This window comes from Thiorhodococcus mannitoliphagus (genome assembly GCF_010915725.1).
Taxonomy (GTDB): Bacteria; Pseudomonadota; Gammaproteobacteria; order Chromatiales; family Chromatiaceae; genus Thiorhodococcus; species Thiorhodococcus mannitoliphagus.
Window position 1 is genome coordinate 1 of record NZ_JAAIJR010000032.1, and the last position, 20280, is coordinate 20280.

The following is a 20280-nucleotide window of genomic DNA, read 5'->3' on the forward strand; positions in this document are numbered from 1 at the left end:
CATGCGTTTTCGTATTAAAGGAACCGGATCGTGAAACCGCGCCTGGTTGATCTCCGCTTTATCCTGCTCAGAAAATTGACAATGATACATAATATGAAATAGGCTCTTGACTTTTATAAATACCGGTTATAGCCATTTAATATAACTTCAGACAGAGATTGCTCTTGCCTCCGCACAACCAAAGCTTTGACTGTACAAGGATGCCTAGTTATCAAATAAGATGACTGCAAGCGATCGGCAATATAGTAATTATAAAAATCGCATTTTATTGCTATAGCGAGTATACCAAGAAATAAAGAACTCGCATTATTGACTCTTCAAGCACTATTGACTCTTCACGCACTATTGACTCTTCAAACTAGACCAGCGCGAGAGTGGGTCGCGAGGCATTGAATAGCGCAGACTGAGATAGACCGCATTTGAAGCCGCACCCTTTTCGCGATCATCGTATTTCTGCCAGCGATAGCGATAGCTCAAATCGACTGACAAAGCCTCAGTCAGTTTGTGGCGAAGCCTAGGGATGAGTGACAGGTAGTCACGGTCATAGCCAGAGGACTCACCATCAGGCGCTCTATTCCGATAGCCTCTCGCACTGAACAGAAAACTCCATCTTGGAGCAAGCTCATAGTCGATCGAAGCCTCCAATGCGGTCGTATCCAGCAAGGTTCCGCTACTGCTCGGCACAAGCGACCGATCGGCACCTAGCCGAAGCAGTCCTCGATCGAACGACTTCTTCAACTCCAGTTGGAAAAGCGGCCCGGAGTTCTCCGTTTCCTCAATTCCGAATAGAGTCGGCGTCTCTGCGTTCGTATTACGCAAACCAGCCAAAGTACTGAGCGACATGCTTTCAGAGAGCAAATAGTCGGCACCAATCTCGACACCGAGGCTATTCGATGCCGTATCAACTTGGTCCGCATCGTATTTCGCATAGCTAGCGCGCCCAAAGGTCGTCGCCCGCTCGCTCCAGGCATAGATCAGCGTCAGATCCGCAGTCGTGAAGCTATAGTTGAATAGCGGAATGAGTTCGACATCTTCATAGCTGACCTCTTGATAGCTCAGGCCAGCCCGCGCGTCCAGCCTAGAGGTCATCTTGTAACTCCAAGAGGGCCTAACCGAAACGCGTTCACGCCTCTTATTGACCTGCACCAGACCTGAGGTCGCGACCTCACTGGTCAAGGTCGAATCATAGTCGAAGCTCGCATCCAGCCCGAGACGACTTAGGCCCCACTGATATGCGCTGGTGAAACCCAGCGCTGCGTCCGTCTGATCGAGATCGGACGCCTCCGCGTAGCTGCGCGCAACAACCTCCCCACGCAGGCCGATCTCGGAGACCTCGGATCGACGACCGGCCTCGACTTCGGCGGTCGCGATCCCACTCGAAGAGCTGATGGGATCCACAACGCTCAAGCGCACATTGTCATCGTAACGGACTTCCAGCGAGGCCTGCGGCTCCAGGTACCATTGCTCGGCGTAGACCAGGGTCGACATCGGCATCAAGAAGCCGAGCATCGAGCACCAGCGCAGGCACCCCTTAGGAGTTACTACAGCATTCATTCCCATGACTGACTCGCCAATATCCTCTTGTTACGGCGCTAGCGCCTCCCTTAGCCTGGGCAACGCGAATGTCTTCTAGGCCCCTCACCGCGTCACCCAAACTGAACAATGGTCTCGCAAAGCCGACCCTGCCGAGACTGAAAGGAACTCGGCAGGCTGCTTTGCAAGCCGATTGGTCCCACGCGGCATGCGAGCGCTGCCTCCCTAGAATCCTTGAGGCCGCAAAATGCTTGCAGATGAGTCAAATTTCGATGAAGCGTCCGACCATACAAGGCCGTCGGCATGGGTATCGAACCGACGATAGCGATCCCGATTCCGATAGCGATCCCGATGGCATGACTCGTCGGTCTGAGGCGAAGCCTCGCTAGGGGACGACAATGACATCCCCGGCTTGGAGCTCGATGTTCTGCTCCAGTGCTTGGCCCCTATGCACCTTTTTGTAATCGAAAGGTATCGAGCGCTCCTTACCATCGACCTTCCGCAATATCTTGATCTCGCTCGCATCTGCAAAGGGGGTCAGCCCACCCGCCACCGCAAGCGCCTGCATGACCGTGACACCTCGCGTCACAAGGGGGAAGTCTCCGGGCTTGCTGACCCGACCGATGACATAGATGCGGTTTCCCGGTATCTCTTGAAGCGTCACGGTGACGACGGGATCGGAGATGTATTTCTTGAGCCGATCCCTCAAGGTGCCGGAGAGTTCACCAACCGTGAGTCCAGCAGCGTTCAAATCGCCCGCCAAGGGAAAGGAAATGCCGCCGTCTGGACGCACCAGGACAAGCTGCTCCAAGCCCGGCTCCTGCCAGACCGACACGGCGACAACGTCCCCCGGCCTCAGCCGGTAGCTTTCGGGAGCGACACCCTCGCCCATACCGACATTGGTCGTCGCGACTGGACTTGCGACAACCTCGGACTGCCCCGGATTGGCTTCGCCGCTGTCGACAAGATTCAAACTCTCACAGCCCGTCATGACTGACACCAGAAGCGCCAGAACCGCGACCAGGCTCAATCGAGTAAAGAAACACGACTCAAATCGACGTCCACGCTTGATCTCCGAACACATCGTCCATTTACCTCAATTCACCAGGGTCAAAGTTGTGGAATTACACCATCCAAGTCCGTCTTTTTCCAGGCTCGTCGATGAGTGCGGTTCAGCCACAGAATAACTTGTTGGGAGGCTGCACGACTGAGGTGTGCAGCGCGCGCTCAGGCGAAATTCGGTCTCGATCATCACCTTGGCCCGACCGCGCAGCCGATGGGAGCGGCGCCTCTCCCGCAGCGAGAGGCTAGAGGTTCGCGACACCATGAGGCACATGCCCAGTTGCAACGTGCAGGCGGGCGGCCTCGCAGTGGTGAGTTTGGTCATCGAAGAAGATGTCCGCATCGAATGCGGCGAGGAAGCGCGCCTTACTCAGCCCCCCAAGGAACAAGGCCTCGTCAATGCGGATACCCCAGGCTCGGAGCGTTCTGATGACGCGCTCGTGCGAAGGTGCGCCACGCGCTGTCACCAGCGCTGTGCGCAGCGGCGAGGCGTCGACCGGAAAGAGTGTCTGGAGCTGGTGGATTGCGGCCAGCAACCCCTTGAATGGGCCGTCGGGCAAGGGCTCGTGCGCCGCAGCCGATTCACGCTCATTGAAGACCGCAAGCCCCTGCTCACGGTAGAGTCGCTCGGCCTCGTCGGAGAAGAGCACGGCATCGCCATCGAAGGCGATCCGCAGTTGGTCGTCGTCATGCTCAGCAGCGGCGGCAGACGACGGCAGCACCGTCGCCGCCGCACAACCAGCGGCGAGAGCCAGACGAACGTCATCAGGATCCGCGGACAGAAAGAGGTGCGCCCCAAAGGCCGAGACGTAGCGGTAAGGACTCGTCCCACCGGTAAATGCGGCTCGCGAGATGTCCAGTCCATGATGGTGCGCCGAGGTGAGCACCCTGAGCCCGGTGTCCGAGCTGTTGCGCGACAGCAGGATGACCTCGACCCGCCCTCGGTCTCCAAGCGAGTCGTTCAGACTCATCAGCTTGCGGACAAGCGGGAAGGCAACGCCGGGCTCGAGGATCTCGGCCTCGTGCGCTACCTGATATTCGTAATAGGCCTGGACGCCCTCAGTCTCGAAGATGCGGTGGGACTCGGTCAAATCGAACAGGGCGCGGGAGGAGATGGCGACGATCAGCCGAACGGCCTGGGACGCTCCATTAATCTCGACGGACATATGATCTCAGCGGACATAAAGTGGCAGCCGACCCGGCCGTCTGCCCCGACGGCATCTGGCTTCGAGGTAAGCGGCTACCAAGGCATGAACCAGTTCATGAACTGCATGGGACGGCCAATGTTCTGATTCATCACGGCCATGTCATGCCGCATTGAGGATGTCGAAAGCGTCATATTCTGCATCGCGCGATCCATGTCCTGAATGCTCACCAACATCGGCTCTAAGGCATTGACGTCGCGGGCCATGGAATTGACGCTGACGGTCATGGTCCTGACGTTGGAACTCATTTGCGAAATGTTGTCAGAGATCGATTGCATGTTGCTCGCCATGACAGTCATGTTGGTATCCACGCTGATGGCGAGATAGTGGACGTCTTTGGCGAGACTGAAGACGAGATAAAACCCGTAGGCGGCAAGGATGATGAAGGCGAACAGGCTGGGGTAGACGATCAACTCCCAGCGCTTGGCGCTGGTCTCAAACGCCTGGGACAGGCGATCAATCGCATAGGCATTGACCTGTGAATCCGCAGCTTCGATGCTCGAAGAATCGTCCTCCGGGCGACCTCGAGGCGCTCCCCCAGAGGTCAGATTCTCATTGTCCGCCATGATCGTGTCTGCGTTTCATCGTTGGATTCGTCTGTCAGTACAGCTGGACGAAACGACCAAGCGACTGATGTTGCCTCGGAGCTTAACAGAATGGTCAAGCCGATCAAGAAAGTTGGACGCTATGGCATCGTCTGAGATCCAGGCAGCTGAAGTAAAGTTGGACGCCTTGCCGGCACCGCGTCGGTTAGCCAACGAGGTGGGGGTAGAGCGCCGCCGTAAGGGCCAGGAATTCACGTGCCGCCTTACCGCGAGGCTCCAGCTCGAACACGGCCAGCCCCTCACTGAAGGAGCGCCGAAAGACCGTCCGCTGACACAATCTCGGCTTGATGAATCTGAGAACCGGCAGTGACACCAGTGCCGCCGCGGCCTCGTTGGTTTCCTGAACCGCATGGTGCGTATCGCCACGGTTGATCAAACCGACGATCTCCGGCGGCGAATCCCGCTCGATCGCCGAGATCATCTTAATGAAGCGCTGCGTCGACCAGATATCGGCCTGAGAGGGCGGCACCGGCACGACGACGCGATCGCAGAGCGAGATGGCGTGCCTCAAGCTCTCCATATCGGCGGTGCCGACATCGACCAGGGTCTCATCGGCGTCCCGCAGCCTTTCCTGCGTCAAGGCAGCCTTGTCTTTCACTTCAAGAATCGGATTGAAGCGCTCCTCTTTGCGGACCTCAACGACATCCGTCAACGTAGCCTGCGGATCCGCATCGACGAGCAAGACCCGAGCCTCGGCCATCGCGAGCCAGACCGCCAGGTTGAACGTCAGGGTGCTCTTTCCCGAGCCGCCCTTGAGACTGGCAATGATCGTGATCATCTTGCGCTTTCCATCAAGTTGCGAATCGTCCCAAGTGCAGATCGCCGTGCCATGTCAGCAGCCCGATAATGGCGCGGCGCTCCCAGCGCGAAATTAGACACATTGCGCCAGCCGCCTGCCGGACCGGGCACTCAAAATCGATCCACGGCAGGCGAAGCGCCGGGGCGAGGCCGCGCGCCAATCGCTAGCGCTGCGGCGGCTGCTCCATCTTGGTGTAGTCCGCCGGCACTTGGAACAGGCCGTCGGGCTGACTTCCGATCTGGATATTGTCCAGCTCGCGCACAAAGCCACCGGGAAACTCCTCACGTACCGACAGCTTCAGCTCAGGGTCGTACCACTGGAAGGTCTGAACCGGCTGCTTGTCGGGCACAGTGGTCGTCATCTGCCACTTTTCCACAGATCGACCGCCGATGGTCTCCGAGCCCAGCATCGCCAACTCCATCGCTTGACCATTCGGCATCTGATACTTGAGCGGCAAGCCGCGCTCCACATCGATCCATTGCACCCCGGTTGCGCTCTGACCATCACGCTCAACCACCATTTCCCACTTGATCGCCGGCCGGCCAGCCACCTCTTCCTGCCCCACCTTGCGACAAGTGAGGCCAGGCACGCCTTCGCAGGGACTTGTTTCCGCTGAAGGCGGCGACATGGGAGCCTCAGTCTTCGAGTCCGCGGGAATGGGGCGCTCCATGTAACCCTTCTGCTCCGGAAAGAGAATCCACTCCATCCCCTTTTCCTGGTCAGTAATGCGGACCATCTCGAGACCTTGCTGCGACATTTCCACCCGCATGCGGTCATCACCGACGAACATCTTGCCCGTGGTCGACTCGCCATCAGGTCCTCGGCTGACCATGTCCGCCGAAAACTCCACACCGGCGATCTCCGCCTGCGCCGAAACCGTCAAGGCCGCGCCCAAAACAGCCGCCAACTGCAGTCGCTTATGGATTCTCATGCTAAGGATTCCCCTCGTGTCGTCTCTTTGTGGTGGATGTTCGCTTGGATTCTTCCATCTCGCTGGTGCCAATGAGGTGCATCCGGCGGCGCGGCGCCGCGACGCCACATCTGCAATCTTAACGGGATCGCCACGGGGAATATTGATTTGGCGGCGACCCAACCGCGCCAGACATGGAGTCGAAGAGATTCGGCGTCCACTGCGGCTCTTGTGGGAGATCCTGAGACTCCTCTTTCCAAGGCCGCCAATGTGTCTCGGACTCGACGGCCTGCTGCTCGTTCGGCGCCAGCGGCCGAAAGCGATATTGATCACCCCAAGGCGCGCCGCGCGACCTGGCCGCAGGCAGAGAGGGATCGCCACGGAACCGAAACCGGGAATCCTTTCGCTCAGGCTGATTGATCCCGCCATAGCTCGGCGTTCGGCTCAGATCCAGTTCGATCTCCGGACCCTGATTCGAGCCAAACCCCTGCTTCCCGAAAGCCTCCCTAGGATCACCATAGGCACCGCCTGACCAGTCCTGATAGCGGCTCGGGGCTGGCCGCTCAAAACCCGCCTCGTACGGCGATCTGGGCTGACCAAAGCGCCGCTCGGAAGACGCCCGCTCATCCGGCACCGAATAGAGGTCGCCTCGTCCATCCCGCCAGTCGGTCGCCTCCCCGCCGTAGCCACCTGACGCAAACGACCGGGCACTTGGGTCATAAGGCGCCTCTTCAGGCCCGAAGCGCCAGGTCTGGGCCGAATCATCCGGCGGACGCCAGCCAGCCTCACTGCCCCATTGGGCCTCTAGAGTCGACACCAGCACGCCATTGATCAAGAGCACCAGGCTTGCTTTGCCAAGCCAAGAGCACCGGCAAAACCTTGTGAACAGAGACTGGAGGGAGGTCGGCCGAACTCCGCGCATCAAAACACACCATCGCCGCCTCGGATGGGCCCCAGGCCTTTCAGCCAGACAAGGCGTGCCCTCAGAGGCGAAGCATCTCAGGACTCATCACTCCCTGTATCCGAGCCATCATCCACCCCCTTTAGGCGAATCCCCCTCCGCGCCGCCTTCTTCGCAGCAGGCTGCGACGATTGCGCGCGTGATGCACTCTCGCTCGACCTGACCGCCTTCTTCTTCGTGGCTGTCTTCTTGGTCGTCGTCTTCTTGGTGGTCGCCTTTTTCGACGCCGTCTTGCGCGTTGAAGGGGCTGGGGACTTCGCCGCCTGCGGGGCAGGCTCAACCTGGGGCGCCTCGGGCGGCTTGGAACTCTCTTGCGGACGCGCCTCCGCCACCGCCTGATTGGCCGACATCGCAACCGGCCGCTGACCCGTCTTGGCTGGTTTCTTGGTCTTCTTCAGCCCCTTCAGCAAGTCGAAGAGCAGCAGAAAGATCCCCCGCACGGCATAGAAGGACAGGACGAAGACTTCGACGACCATGCCCCACACACGGTAACCCAAACCGCTGGCCTTTTTCTCTGTAGCGCCCTTACTACCGGCTTCCTCCACCTCAAGCCGACAGGGAATATCCCCGCCCGCAGGCATGCCGGCCGCAGCGACCTTGCACATATCTTCCTTCGCGGCGACACAGCCGAGCGGGATAACGATCAGGGTCAGCATGGTCGAGACCAGCACACCGGAGAGCAGAGAGATCGCCATCCCTTGGAAAATCGGATCCGTGATGATGACGCTGGACCCGGCCACCAAGGCGAGCGCGGTAATCAGAATGGGGCGCGTCCGAATCTTGCAGGATCGAATCATCGACTCCGCAACGGGGACGCCCTTCTGGATCTCGTGAATGGCAAAGTCCACTAGCAGGATCGAATTACGGACGATGATGCCCGCGAGCGCGATCCAGCCGATCATCGAAGTCGCAGTAAACTCGCCGCCCATGCCAAGGGCGAACATGAATGCATGCGCGGGAATGATCCCCAGCAGCGTCAGCGGGATCGGGGCCATGATGACCAGGGGTATCCGGAAATTGCCGAACTCCCACACCACCAGGATGTAGATGAGCAGCAGGGCGACGATAAAGGCCGCACCCATGTCCCGGAAGGTCTCATAGGTCACGGTCCACTCGCCGCCCCACTCCCAGGCAAGCCTGTTGTCATCTGCCGGCGGTCCGAGCCAGTTGAAGGCATCGCTGAATCCGCCGCCCTCTGCGGGCCGCGACCCGTCCGGGGCGACATAGTCCTTTTCCGCCATCAAGTCCTGGATCTGGAACATGGCGTAGACAGGCGCCGCGAGCCGCCCACCAACATCCGACACCACGTACTCCACGGGGCGCAGATCCTTGTGGAAGATGATGTCTTCCTCAGGCGCGCGCTTGAACTCGCCAAGCTCACTGAGCGGCACCGTGTAGCCGAATGTCGATTGCACGGGCAGATCACCCAAGCGCTGGATCTGTGAGCGCTCGGCGAGCGGCACCTGCAACACAATTTGGATGGGCTCGTGGCCGCTTTGGCGTCCGGATTGCTGTTTGATGTCACCGAGCGGAGTGCCGCCCAGCGCCATCGAAAGATTGCGATTGATGGTGTCGACGGAAATACCGCGCCGAACGGCCTTCTCCGTATCGACGTTGAAGCGCCAATAGTCATAGGGATCGCGCAGATAGTTGTCGACGTCCCGCGCGCTCTCGGCCTCCTCGAAGATCTCGGTGACATCGCGCGCAAACTCGCGGCGCATCTCGGCGTTCGGCCCGTAGATCTCGGCAACCACGGACTGGAGCACGGGCGGACCTGGCGGCATCTCGACGACGGCGATGCGCGCGTCCTTGCTCTGCTCGAGGTCCTTCAGCAAGGCGCGCGCCTCAACGGCAATCTCATGACTGCTGCGAGCGCGCTCCGTCTTGTCCTTCAGTTGGACTTGCAACTCCGCCTGCCAGGGTTCGGAGCGCAGATAATAATGGCGCACCATGCCGTTGAAGTCGAAGGGGCGCGCGGTGCCCGCGTAGAGCTGAATGGCCGTGACCTCGTCGATGGTCTTGAGGCGCTCCGCCATGAGGTGGGCGAGATTAGCCGTCACCGGCAAGGCCGTGCCCTCGGGCATGTCGATGACGACCGAGAACTCCGGCTTGTTGTCGAGCGGCAGCATCTTGACCGCCACCCAATGGAAGTAGAAGAAGGAGCAGGTGAAGAGGAAAGTGCCCCAAAGCGCCAGCCGGAAGCGACGGCGCTTACGCGGATCCTCCATCAGCGGCGTCAGAATCCTCCGAAAGAAGCGCTCGAGACGCTCCGCGCCGCGATGCTCGCGCTTCTCGGCCGCATTCAAATAGCGCATGGAAGGGCGCAGAACCTTGGAGATCGCGAGGTAAGGCGTGAAGACGAAGGCGGCGAACAGCGAGATGAACATGGCGACGGAGCCGAGCTTTGGAATCGGCTCCATGTAGGGTCCCATCATCCCGCTGACAAAACCCATCGGCAACAGCGCGGCGATGACGGTGAAGGTCGCGAGGATGGTCGGATTGCCGACTTCACGCACCGCATCGACCGCTGTGTCATCGTCCGTCCGGCCCTCTTCGAGCCAGCGGCGATAGATGTTCTCCACCACCACGATGGCGTCGTCGACCAGGATGCCGATGGAGAAGATGAGCGCGAAGAGGCTCACCCGGTCAATGGTCATCCCCCAGATCCAGGCGACGAACACCGTCATGAAGAGCACGACCGGGATCACCAGCATGACGACCAGGGCTGGCTTGAGTGCGCGGAAGGCCACCAGCACCAGCACGAAGACGAAGAAGGTCGCCACGATCAGCTTGAAGATCAGCTCATCGACCTTGTCATCTGCGGTCTGGCCGTAGTTACGCGTGACACTGACCTCGACGTTCTCCGGGATGCGCGACCCGCGCAGCTCCGCGACCTGCTCGATGATCGCGTTCGCCACCGTGACGCCATTGGTCAGTTCCTTCTTGGCGACCGCGATGGTGACCGCGGGTCGCCCATCGGCACGCTCCTCGATCGCCGCGCCGGACCCCGTATAGTAGCTGACCATCTGGGAGGTATCCGCCTCCGGCCCCAAGGTCACGCGCGCCACGTCGTGCATGTAGACAGGCACGTCATTGTGGGTCCCGACCACGAGACGGCTGATGTCCTCCACGCCGGTGAGGAAGGCGCCGGTCGTCACGGAGAAGCGCGATCCGCTGACCTCGACACCACCCGCCGTCTGTTCGGCATTGGCCCCCTTGAGCGTCTGGGCGACCTGATCGAGGCTAATGCGGTAGCCGGCGAGTCGCTCGGGCGAAACGTCGATCGTGACCTGCTCACGCCGGCCGCCGACGACGAAGGCGTTGCCCGTGTTCTTGACTTGCTTGAGCGCCTGCAAGACGTCTTGCGCGAGCAGCCTCAGCTGCGCATCGTCGACATCGGGCACGCCGTCGCTATCCAGGTCTTTCGACCAGAGTGTCAGGGTGACGATAGGGACGTCGTCGATGCCTTTGCTCTTGACCAAAGGCGGCATGACCCCGGGCGGGATCTTGTCCATGTTCGAGGCGAGCTTGTCGTTGACCTTGACCAGCGAGGGGCCCATTTCCTCGCCAACCTCGAATTCGAGGGTGACAAGGCCCTGACCACGCTCCGAGGCGGAGTAGACATGCTTGATGCCGGGGATCTCGCTCATGATCCGTTCGAGCGGCTGTATTGCGAGATTGGCGACTTGCTGCGCGGAGGCCCCGGGATACTGCACCATGATGTCGATCATGGGCACGGAGATCTGCGGATCCTCCTGACGCGGCGTCAGGAAGAGACCCAAGAGCCCCATCATCAGCATCGCAAAGTAGAACAGCGGCGAAAGCGGGGAGCGAATGAAGATCTTGGCCGTACGGCCGGCAATCCCGAGATTCTCTTCACTCAGGGGAGGCGTCGGGTCGTTCTCAGCATTCGAGGGGAGGTCTTGGCTCATATCGGATCCAGATTTTTCAAGGCCTGCTCCAGAGCGCCGCAAAGGGCACATGACACGACCAGGAGGGCGCGCTAGCGGTCGGGGGAAACGCCCTTTGCCCATCCAGCGGTCACCCTCGGACCGGGATCGGAGAGTATCCGCTCGCCAGGCCTGAGCCCGCTCAGGACACTGATGAAGCCGCCATCGAGCGCCTCGCCCACCCGAATGAGGCGAAGCTGTGGCTCTCCGCTCTCGGTCAGCACGTAGACGCCAGGCAAGCTGCCGTTGTAGCGCACGGCGCTCTTCGGAATGACTGGGCTAGAACGCGCCGGGGCATTGAAGTCCGGGACCAAGACCTTCGCATACATGCCAGGCTCGGAAACCCCCTGCGGCAGATCGAACTTGATCTTGACCGTATGCCGTTGCGGGTCCGCCATCGGAAAGATCTGCGCGACTCTAATGGGTACGCGGCGGTTGGCGGGATCGATCTCCGCTTGCAGCATCTGCCCCTCGCGAAGTCCTGGTCTGAGCCGCGCGGGCACATCCACCTCGACCTGGAGATAGCCGACGTCGGCGTAGTTGAGGAGCGGTTGACCGGGCTGCACCGTGTCCCCCACCTCAACGAACTTCTTCACGATGACGCCATCGAAGGGCGCGATGCTGCGTGCATCGCGGATCTTGGAATCGAGCGCCTGAAGCTCAGCCTGGAGCCGCATCATGCCGCTTTGCGCCTCTTGGATCTGAACGCCGGAGGCGTAGACGTCCGCCGAGAACTCCGCGCCCCGATCACGCTCGCCAATGAAGCTCTCGACTGGGCGCGTGAACATTTGGTCGAAAAGGTTCGGCAACCCCATGCCGCCGGGGGCATTGCGCGAGCGTGGCGAATAGAGTTCGCGAGTATATTGAACGCCGGCATTACGCAGCTGAGCGTCTGCCGATGCCATCTGGGCCAGCATGGCACGGCGTTTGGCAACGAGTTCCTCGTCGCCAATGGCGACCAGTAGCTTGTCTTCGTCGAAAGCGTCACCCTCACGCCCGGCAAGGTAGGTCACCCGGCCTGGGAGCTGTGCGGCAAGCGTTACCTCTTTATAGGGGACCACAGTACCGCCAAGGGAGACCGTCGGGGCCCCCTGCGCCTGCTGGACAACGAAGGACTCACCCGCACCCGCTAGGGCAACCCCCGGCAGCGCCGCGGCGACGGCCAAGGCGAGCATGCACGCAGCAGAAGCGCTTTTCATCTTTGTTCCCATCGGATTACACACCAAACGCTATTCAATGGAGAACGTCGCCCGACAAGGTGGATCGCGCTCGGGTCGACTACTCGGACTGTTGGCATCCAAACTCAACTCAGAGACCATGCCAGCCCTTAGAGGCTGTCTGACTATTGCAATCGCCCGAGCTGTAGCGAATTCATTCGCCCTCCCGCCAGTGCCAAGGGCGACTGAAGTCGCCCCTACGAGCTTTGTTCAGATAGCCTCTTAAGTTGTTCACGTCACGAACGAGGTAAGGCGATGCGCGCATCCAGTGCTGCCGGATCGCACACACGCGAGATCCTTCAAAGGCGCATAACCCAGCAGCAAACCGCGCCATGCAGTAGTGCAGTATGCATTCAGCAAAGCTCGACATTCAAGCCGAGTCGCGCGCCGCATGGGCGCCAAGCCCGCAATTCCGCGCTGAAATTTTGGTCTGCAAGACAGTTGACTATCGTTCATCGTCGAGATCGGTGTAACATCGCGGTCCGCTGATGCCTAGGCTCTGACAGCCTGCGAGCACCCAGCCGATCATGATACCGGCGGATCCGCCAAGCCAGCCCTTGCCACCAGCGCGCGGACAGCCAAGAAAATCGAGGTTTCTACCCCATGACGTCTACGGCCGACGCCCTCCAGCAGCGTCTCAAGGATTTGGAATCACACCTAGAGCAGGAAAACCCCGTCCTCCTCAGCGCCGTGCAGAGCTTCCGTGCCGTTGACCGGGTTGCCTACCGCATGGCACTCCTCGAGCCAAACCAGTCGTTCGCTACCCAGATCCCCTGGTGGCCGCTGATCTCGGTTCTCGGAACCTTCTCAGCCGGCAAATCGACTTTCATCAATCACTATCTCGGCAGCAAGCTCCAACGGACCGGCAATCAAGCCGTCGACGACCGCTTCACGGTGATCGTCTACAGCCCGGAGGAAATGAGCCGCACCCTTCCAGGCGTTTCACTGGACTCCGATCCCCGCTTCCCCTTCTTTCGCATGTCGCAAGACATCGAGGAGGTCGCCCAAGGCGAAGGTAGCCGCATCGATGCCTATCTGCAGCTCAAGACCTGCAAGAGCGAGCTGCTGCGCGGCAAGATCGTCATCGACTCCCCGGGGTTCGACGCGGACGCCCAACGCACGGCCGTGCTGCGCATTACAGATCATATGATCGGTCTCTCCGACTTGGTGCTGGTCTTCTTCGACGCACGCCATCCCGAGCCTGGCGCCATGCGCGATACCCTTAAGCACCTCGTCTCGGACACCATCAAGCGCTCCGATTCCGGGAAGTTCCTCTACATCCTCAACCAGCTGGACACGGCGGCGGCGGAGGACAACCCGGAAGACGTCGTTGCCGCTTGGGTGCGAGCCATGGGCGAGGCCGGACTGACCGCGGGGCGCTTCTTCACCATTTACTGTCCTGCTGTATCGACCCAAATTGCCGATGAGCAGCGCCGTCAGCGCTTCGAGAAGAAGCGAGACGAAGACCTCGGGGAAATCTATCGGCGTATGGAGCAAGTCGAGGTCGAACGTGCTTACCGCATCATCGCCGCACTGCGAAAGTGCGCCACGGACTTTCATCGCACGACCATCCCGCTGCTGGAAGGGGCCCTGCAGCGCTGGCGCCGTCGCACGCTGATCGCTGAAACCCTCATCTTCAGCGCCGTCGCCATCGGCATCCTCGCGGGAAGCTTCCAGCTCGGTCAGTGGGAGGGGCTAAGCTATCACGCCGCCTGGCTGGATGTCGTTAAATCCATTTCCTGGGGCCTACACAGTCTCGGAGGCTTGGTCATTCTGCTCGTCCTCGCCATCCATTTCGGGGTACGCAAGGTCGCTGCCCTCAGCGTCATGCCTTGGCTGCGCAAGCAGGTTGACAAGGCCGAGCCGGCAGGCAATGTGCTGTCCTGCTTCAAGCAGAACACGGGGGTTTGGCGCACTGTCCTGCTCGGTCGACCATTCGGATGGAACGGCCAAGCGCGCGCAGAGATCGACGAAGTGCTGCAGGGCTGCGAGACCTACATCCAGACGCTCAATGAACGTTTCACCAACCCGAGAGGCATTAGCAACGGGATCTTGCAGCCCGCGAACCGGACCAGCTCGGCGGATACTCAGGATACTCAGGTCCCCAAGACCGATCTGGCATCCGAGACCAGCTGATCCCTCCTGCGGCGCTCGAGCGGCCATGATAGAGAGGAAAAGATGCGTTTCCCTGTATTTGGAAATGCACCCTCGCCCGTGCTGCCGATGCTCGCTTGGGGCTCGGCGCCCCAGAACGGCCGAGCCCCGCATTCAGCAGCGGGCGAGATTATCCGTCGATGATGATGCGGAGCACGACCATGGCAAAGTCGCCCCACGCGGGTCCCACTGAATCCGTCCCTCAGTCGCCAAGCGTGAAGGTGCCCCCGCATCCCCAGTGGCCGGCGCTCACCGCGGACGAGAAAGCTGCGCTCAAGGAACGCATCCGCGATCTGCTGACCGCCCAGAATGCCGTCCTGGTCGCGCACTACTACACGGACGCCGATCTACAAGCACTCGCCGAGGAGACGGGCGGCTATGTCGCGGATTCGCTTGAAATGGCGCGGTACGGGACGGAGAGCAGTGCCGACACACTCGTGGTCTGCGGCGTGCGCTTCATGGGCGAGACGGCCAAGATCCTCAACCCGGAAAAGCGCGTCCTCATGCCCGACCTCGGCGCGACCTGTTCGCTCGACGAGGGCTGTCCCGCCGCCGCCTTCACGGCCTTCTGCGACGCCCACCCGGATCACAGCGTCGTGGTCTACGCCAATACCAGCGCAGAGGTCAAGGCCAGGTCGGACTGGGTGGTGACATCGAGCATCGCCCTCCCCATCGTCGAGCACCTTGCCGCCAAGGGTGAGAAGATCCTCTGGGCACCGGACAAGCACCTCGGGCACTATGTTGAGCGCATGACCGGCGCCGACATGCTCCTATGGGACGGCGCCTGCGTGGTCCATGAGGAGTTCAAGTCGTTCGCGCTCGAGCGGGTGCGCAAGCTCCACCCGGACGCCGCCGTACTCGTCCATCCCGAGTCGCCCGACGAGGTCGTCGACCAGGCGGATGTCGTCGGCTCGACGACTCAGCTCATCAAGGCGGTCGCCGAGATGCCGAATCCGGAGTTCATCGTCGCTACGGACGCGGGCATCTTCTGGAAGATGCATCAGCTAGCGCCGCACAAGAAGTTGATTCCGGCACCCACGGCGGGCGAAGGCGCAACCTGCGAGAGCTGCGCACACTGCCCCTGGATGGCCATGAACGCACTGCAGAATCTGGAGAAGGTGCTGCAGACGGGAGACCAAGAGATTCAGATCGATCCTGGGGTGCGGGAGCGCGCCGTTCTACCCATCCAACGGATGCTCGACTTCGCCCGCGAGCGCGGTATCGGCAGGAAGCCTCGCTAGGCTCGAACGCAGGGCTGCTACCCTAGGAGCCTGTCCGACTTAGGCCTTAGAAAGCGTCCATCAACAACTTCCCCCCTTTCGCAAAGGGGGGCTAGGGGGGATTTCGGGCGGCATCGCTCGCATCGGGAAACAATTGATGGACACTTTCTTAGCTGCGGAGCTTCCTGATGTCTGACGAGGTCATTGGCCATTGCTGGAACTGCGGGCAAGCGCTCGGCAAACTGGATTACGGTCGTGAGACCAATTGCATCGGCTGCGGCAAGTCGACACGCTGCTGTCGTAATTGTCGTCACTACGCGCCTGGGCGACCCAACGCGTGCGTGGAGCCCATGGTCGAGCGGGTGCTCGACAAGACGGCTGCCAACTTCTGCGAACTGTTCGAGCCAACCAGCCCGGCCGCGGAACAGGGATCAGGCGCACCCAAGGCGGATTTGCTGCAACAAGCCGCCGAAGACCTCTTCAAGTAGGTCACTCGTGACGCATCTTTCGGCCAATGAGGCTCAGCCCCATGCCCCTGAGATCTCTCCCCGCCATGCGCAACCTTGGCATGCTGTCCGCTTGGATCGGCCTTGTGCTCGCCACCTCTGCCCTGGCCGCGGAGATGAGTGAGGAGCGCAAGCGACTCATTGGTCAAATCCAAGCCGAGGTCCTTGCGACCGCAGGCGAGCTTGGCTTCGCGCGCCTGAGTCCGGCAGTAGAGGCAGCGCTCCTGAAGGTCGAGCGCCATGCCTTCGTTCCAGCGCCCAGGCGAGACCTCGCCTATCTCAATTCGCCCCTGCCAATCGGCAGTGGTCAGACGATCTCGCAGCCATACATCGTGGCCATCATGAGCCAGCTGCTCGGCGTCGGGCCGGGGGACAAGGTCTTCGAGCTGGGAACGGGGTCCGGTTATCAGGCCGCGATCCTCGCCGCCATGGGCGTCGAGGTCTATACGGTCGAGATCGTCCCTGAGCTTGCCGAGCAGGCGTCCAAGACGCTGGCTTCGCTAGGCTACGACCGGGTCCATGTGCGCTCCGGCGACGGCTGGCAAGGTTGGCCCGAGGCAGCACCCTTCGACGGCATCATCGTCACTGCGGCGGCGCCGCGCATCCCGCAGCCATTGGTCGATCAACTGGCCGCCGACGGCCGTCTCGTCATCCCCATGGGTGCGCCGGACAGGATTCAGCAGCTTGCGCTCTTCTCCAAGGACGAGCACGGCGCCCTGGTCCGCGAGAATCTGCTGCCGGTCCGCTTCGTGCCCGTAACGGGCGCCATGGGGCAGTGACGCTAGACGCCGAGGAGCCCCGCCCGGACGGCGGATGGCGGTCCTTGAGGCCGGCCCAGCCACTCGAGGCTCTGAGATGGCGGCTGCGCGAGGCCCAGCGACAGCACCATCGACTTTGCGTCCTGGTCAGCGGAGCGCAAGACTGGAGCCAGGCGATCGCCCGCGAGCTTCTGGGCGCACTCCCCGAGTTCTGCCCGGTCTGGCTGACGAATCAGCCAGCCAAGATCGCAGGGACCCTCCCGCTCACGTCTGCCGCCAAGCTGCTGGGATCTGATGTCCAGCTCCTCGTCTATGACGCCCACAGTGGTTTCGACCCCGACGGACTCGGTGCCGCAAGCGGTGCCATCGTCGGCGGCGGGGTACTGATGCTGCTGACGCCCCCCCTCGAGCGCTGGCCGGCGCACCCGGATCCAGAGGCCGAACGTATCGCCGTCTGGCCCTATTCGGCGCAGGCGTTGACCGGGCGCTTCATCGCCAGGTTGGTCCGAGTGCTACGCGCCGATGACGCACTCCTTCATCTCGATCAGAACACTCATATCGATCCGAGCACCCATATCGATCCGAGCACCCATATCGATCCGAGCACCCATATCGATCAGAGCACCCATATCGATCAGAACACCGCTGACCCGCGCCATCGATGGGAGGACTCAGGCCCATCCCTGCTCAAGTTGCCGAGTCCAGAGCGCCCTGAACCCGCATCAATCGCCGGCAAGCGGCTGAGCACCCCCTGCACCCCCGATCAAGCGCAGGCGGTTGAGGCCGTGATCAAGACGGCCCGGGGTCGCGCCCGCCGCCCCCTGGTCATCAAGGCACACCGCGGGCGCGGCAAGAGTGCCGCCCTGGGGATCGCGGCCGGGCGACTGCTGCGCGGAAGCAGCAAGCACATCCTGGTGACAGCCCCCAGCCGGGCCGCCGTCGACAGCCTCTTCCGCCATGCGCATGCCGTCGTGGACAGCCTGGCCCCGCCCGACGCCGAGAACAGGAAGCGCCTCACCTTCGTGGCACCTGCGGACGCGGCGCGCGACAGGCCCCAGGCGGACCTCTTGCTGGTCGACGAGGCCGCCGGCATCCCGGCGCCGCTGCTGGAGACCTTGGTCGAGCACTATGGCCGCATCGTCTTCGCGACCACGGTCCATGGCTACGAGGGCACCGGACGGGGATTCGACCTCCGCTTTCGCCAGCACCTGGAGCGCGTCACCCCAGACTGGCGTGCGCTCGAGCTGGATCAGCCCGTCCGCTGGGCCAGAGACGACCCGCTGGAAGCCCTCATCTTTAGGGCGCTGCTGCTCGATGCCTCTCCCGCGCCAGCGGATCGAGTCGCTGCGACAACGGCGGACGCCTGCGACTGCATCGAACTCGACCGCGACGCCTTGGCCCAAGACGAAGCCATGCTGCGGCAGGTCTTCGGACTCCTGGTCCTGGCCCACTACCAGACCCGCCCCATGGATCTGCGCATGCTGCTCGACGGTCCCAATGTCCGGATCCTGATCTTGCGGCATCAGAACCAGGTCGTCGGAACCCTGCTCGCGGCGCTGGAAGGCAGCTTCGCGCAGCCAGAACTCCGCGATGCCATCTTCCGCGGACAACGGCGCCCGCGCGGTCATCTGCTGCCGCAGACGCTCTCGGCCCATGCCGGACTCGCCGATGCCACGGCCCACAGCTTTCTGCGCGTCATTCGCATCGCCATTCACCCAGCGGCCCAGGGTCGCGGTCTGGGCCGACGGCTCTTGGCCGCCATCCAACAGCGCGCTGCGGCGGAAGCAATCGATTGCGTGGGCGCGAGCTTCGGCGCAACGCCAGCGCTGATTCGGTTCTGGCACCGCTGCGGGCACCACCCTGTGCAGATTGGATGCAGCCGCAATGCCGCGAGTGGCGAGCACGCGGTCGTGGCCCTGCTTGGGACGACGCAAGCAGGCGCCTGCTTGGTGAAGCTGGCTCAGGCACGCCTCGCCTCCAGCCTGACCGCGCTCCTGGCCGGACCGCTGCGTACGCTCGACCCCAAACTCGCGGTGGCCATCGCCATACGGCTGCCCTCGCCTGACCGAGACCACCCTGATCGTCCAACCGCGGCCCAGCGCTATGAGCTAAGCTGTTTCGTTGATGGTCATCGCTCGCTCGAGGCCACGCTGCCGCTGCTCGCGGACCTCACGCGCAGGTATCTCGGTCGCGCCATCGACCAGGGGCATTTGGCGATGGATGGCGCCCAGCTCCTCCTTGCCGCGACGCGCCAGCTCCGTCCCCTCGGCGAACTCTCCCAACAGCTCGGTGGGATTGGTCGCAACGCGGTGATGACCCGTCTGCGCTCGGCGGCCAAGGGTCTCCAAAGCGCCGCCCGAGCAACCGAGCAACCGCTAGACGCGGACGCAGCGACTGTGTAAAACAAAGGGTGAGGCCAGGCAACAGCCAACCACGCCTTGGCCCCCGGATTGATCGTTCCACCACACTCTTCGCAGGAAACCGCTCAACCCGATGTCCAGCCAACACGAAACCGCCGCGCCAGAGCCCTTACTGACCCCCGTCGAGGCCCGCGTGATCGGCTGCCTCATGGAGAAGCAGCGCACGACACCAGATCAGTATCCCTTGACCCTCAACGGCTTGGTCAGCGCCTGCAATCAGAAGAGCGCGCGGCACCCAGTGATGAACCTTTCGCCAGGCGAGGTTGGACACGCCGTCGGACAGCTGCAGGGCAAGGGCCTGGTGCATGCCAGTTTTTCGGGAAGGACCGAACGCTACGATCACAAGCTCGTGGGGACCTTCTTCTTGAGCCGTGAGGAGCAAGCCATTCTCTGCGTGCTCATGCTGCGCGGCCCCCAGACCCAAGGCGAGCTGAGAACCAACTGCGCCCGCATGGCCGATCTACCCGGCCTCGAGGCGGTCACCAAGACGCTCCAAGCCCTCATGGACCGGGAGCACAGGCTGGTGATGGAGCTGCCGCGCTCGCCTGGCAAACGCGAGCAGCGATTCGCGCACCTGCTCTGCGGCGCACCGGACCTCAGCGATCTGGAGGCTCAAGCTCAAGCAGAGGGTGCCGTCTCCAGCAAGCAGGCGAGCCCGCGGATCGAGGCATTGGAGGCAGAAGTCGCCTCCCTGCGCGCCGAACTCGATCGCCTCTGGGAACTCACCGGGCTCGCGGACCGTCGTCAGCATTGAGGCGCACCAAATGCCAGGCCAAGACGTCGCCCGCAAGTCTTGCGGTCAATACAATGAACTGCTAGGACGCTCAGACATCACCACATCAGCAAGAGACTGATGGCCGAATGCACGCACGGAGAAAAAGGCCGCGCAAGCAAGAAGCGCGATCTCCTCAGCCGAGCAGCAACCCCGGCACGCCGTCGCCGTCCTCTGCTGGATGCCACGCCGCCAGGGCGCGGTCGAC

General features: G+C 61.9%; 15 protein-coding genes. 6 read left to right on the forward strand and 9 right to left on the reverse strand.

What is annotated here, in order from left to right:
- Positions 1-342: 342 nt before the first annotated feature.
- The 9 genes from G3480_RS09810 to G3480_RS09850 all read right to left on the reverse strand — a co-directional run bounded on the left by G3480_RS09810 (position 343) and on the right by G3480_RS09850 (position 12200).
- Entirely contained in the window at positions 343-1560 is a 1218-nt protein-coding gene (locus tag G3480_RS09810) for a porin family protein (RefSeq protein WP_164653708.1), read from the reverse strand.
- 358 nt (positions 1561-1918) lie between these two features.
- Positions 1919-2524 carry a polysaccharide biosynthesis/export family protein gene (locus tag G3480_RS09815; protein ID WP_164653709.1) on the reverse strand — a complete coding sequence of 202 codons (606 nt, stop codon included), beginning with the start codon at positions 2522-2524 and terminating at the stop codon, positions 1919-1921.
- A gap of 316 nt (positions 2525-2840) precedes the next feature.
- Positions 2841-3761, reverse strand: coding sequence for a 5'-nucleotidase (locus tag G3480_RS09820; protein WP_164653710.1), 921 nt, complete (start codon positions 3759-3761; stop codon positions 2841-2843).
- Positions 3762-3835: 74 nt separating this feature from the next.
- Positions 3836-4366, reverse strand: coding sequence for a hypothetical protein (locus tag G3480_RS09825; RefSeq protein WP_164653711.1), 531 nt, complete (start codon positions 4364-4366; stop codon positions 3836-3838).
- Between the two features lie 184 nt (positions 4367-4550).
- Positions 4551-5183, reverse strand: coding sequence for a nucleotide-binding protein (locus G3480_RS09830; protein ID WP_164653712.1), 633 nt, complete (start codon positions 5181-5183; stop codon positions 4551-4553).
- Between the two features lie 184 nt (positions 5184-5367).
- Positions 5368-6135 carry a hypothetical protein gene (locus tag G3480_RS09835; protein WP_164653713.1) on the reverse strand — a complete coding sequence of 256 codons (768 nt, stop codon included), beginning with the start codon at positions 6133-6135 and terminating at the stop codon, positions 5368-5370.
- 118 nt (positions 6136-6253) lie between these two features.
- On the reverse strand, positions 6254-6955 hold the full coding sequence (locus G3480_RS09840; protein WP_164653714.1) for a hypothetical protein: 702 nt from the start codon (positions 6953-6955) through the stop codon (positions 6254-6256).
- Between the two features lie 158 nt (positions 6956-7113).
- A complete protein-coding gene (locus G3480_RS09845) occupies positions 7114-11007 on the reverse strand; it encodes an efflux RND transporter permease subunit (RefSeq protein WP_164653715.1) in 3894 nt (1297 codons plus the stop codon).
- Between the two features lie 71 nt (positions 11008-11078).
- Entirely contained in the window at positions 11079-12200 is a 1122-nt protein-coding gene (locus tag G3480_RS09850) for an efflux RND transporter periplasmic adaptor subunit (protein ID WP_420824617.1), read from the reverse strand.
- Between the two features lie 645 nt (positions 12201-12845).
- Here G3480_RS09850 and G3480_RS09855 point away from each other — a divergent pair.
- The 6 genes from G3480_RS09855 to G3480_RS09880 all read left to right on the forward strand — a co-directional run bounded on the left by G3480_RS09855 (position 12846) and on the right by G3480_RS09880 (position 20054).
- Positions 12846-14378, forward strand: a complete 1533-nt coding sequence (locus tag G3480_RS09855) for a dynamin family protein (RefSeq protein WP_164653717.1) — start codon at positions 12846-12848, stop codon at positions 14376-14378.
- Positions 14379-14557: 179 nt separating this feature from the next.
- Positions 14558-15637 carry a quinolinate synthase NadA gene (gene nadA / locus G3480_RS09860; protein WP_164653718.1) on the forward strand — a complete coding sequence of 360 codons (1080 nt, stop codon included), beginning with the start codon at positions 14558-14560 and terminating at the stop codon, positions 15635-15637.
- A 167-nt stretch (positions 15638-15804) separates the two neighbouring features.
- Positions 15805-16104 (forward strand): hypothetical protein, encoded by a 300-nt coding sequence (locus tag G3480_RS09865; RefSeq protein ID WP_164653719.1) that lies wholly within the window; start codon positions 15805-15807, stop codon positions 16102-16104.
- Positions 16105-16145: 41 nt separating this feature from the next.
- Positions 16146-16901, forward strand: a complete 756-nt coding sequence (locus G3480_RS09870; protein WP_240905730.1) for a protein-L-isoaspartate(D-aspartate) O-methyltransferase — start codon at positions 16146-16148, stop codon at positions 16899-16901.
- Between the two features lie 44 nt (positions 16902-16945).
- Positions 16946-19282 carry a tRNA(Met) cytidine acetyltransferase TmcA gene (locus tag G3480_RS09875; protein WP_164653720.1) on the forward strand — a complete coding sequence of 779 codons (2337 nt, stop codon included), beginning with the start codon at positions 16946-16948 and terminating at the stop codon, positions 19280-19282.
- A gap of 91 nt (positions 19283-19373) precedes the next feature.
- Positions 19374-20054 carry a YceH family protein gene (locus G3480_RS09880; RefSeq protein ID WP_164653721.1) on the forward strand — a complete coding sequence of 227 codons (681 nt, stop codon included), beginning with the start codon at positions 19374-19376 and terminating at the stop codon, positions 20052-20054.
- Positions 20055-20280: the final 226 nt, after the last annotated feature.

Coding starts and splice junctions, on each gene's coding strand:
- G3480_RS09810 (WP_164653708.1), bottom strand. CDS start 1,560: ATGGGAATGAATGCTGTAGTAACTCCTAAGGGGTGCCTGCGCTGGTGC.
- G3480_RS09815 (WP_164653709.1), bottom strand. CDS start 2,524: ATGACGGGCTGTGAGAGTTTGAATCTTGTCGACAGCGGCGAAGCCAAT.
- G3480_RS09820 (WP_164653710.1), bottom strand. CDS start 3,761: ATGTCCGTCGAGATTAATGGAGCGTCCCAGGCCGTTCGGCTGATCGTC.
- G3480_RS09825 (WP_164653711.1), bottom strand. CDS start 4,366: ATGGCGGACAATGAGAATCTGACCTCTGGGGGAGCGCCTCGAGGTCGC.
- G3480_RS09830 (WP_164653712.1), bottom strand. CDS start 5,183: ATGATCACGATCATTGCCAGTCTCAAGGGCGGCTCGGGAAAGAGCACC.
- G3480_RS09835 (WP_164653713.1), bottom strand. CDS start 6,135: ATGAGAATCCATAAGCGACTGCAGTTGGCGGCTGTTTTGGGCGCGGCC.
- G3480_RS09845 (WP_164653715.1), bottom strand. CDS start 11,007: ATGAGCCAAGACCTCCCCTCGAATGCTGAGAACGACCCGACGCCTCCC.
- G3480_RS09850 (WP_420824617.1), bottom strand. CDS start 12,200: ATGCTCGCCTTGGCCGTCGCCGCGGCGCTGCCGGGGGTTGCCCTAGCG.
- G3480_RS09855 (WP_164653717.1), top strand. CDS start 12,846: ATGACGTCTACGGCCGACGCCCTCCAGCAGCGTCTCAAGGATTTGGAA.
- nadA (WP_164653718.1), top strand. CDS start 14,558: ATGGCAAAGTCGCCCCACGCGGGTCCCACTGAATCCGTCCCTCAGTCG.
- G3480_RS09865 (WP_164653719.1), top strand. CDS start 15,805: ATGTCTGACGAGGTCATTGGCCATTGCTGGAACTGCGGGCAAGCGCTC.
- G3480_RS09870 (WP_240905730.1), top strand. CDS start 16,146: ATGCCCCTGAGATCTCTCCCCGCCATGCGCAACCTTGGCATGCTGTCC.
- G3480_RS09880 (WP_164653721.1), top strand. CDS start 19,374: ATGTCCAGCCAACACGAAACCGCCGCGCCAGAGCCCTTACTGACCCCC.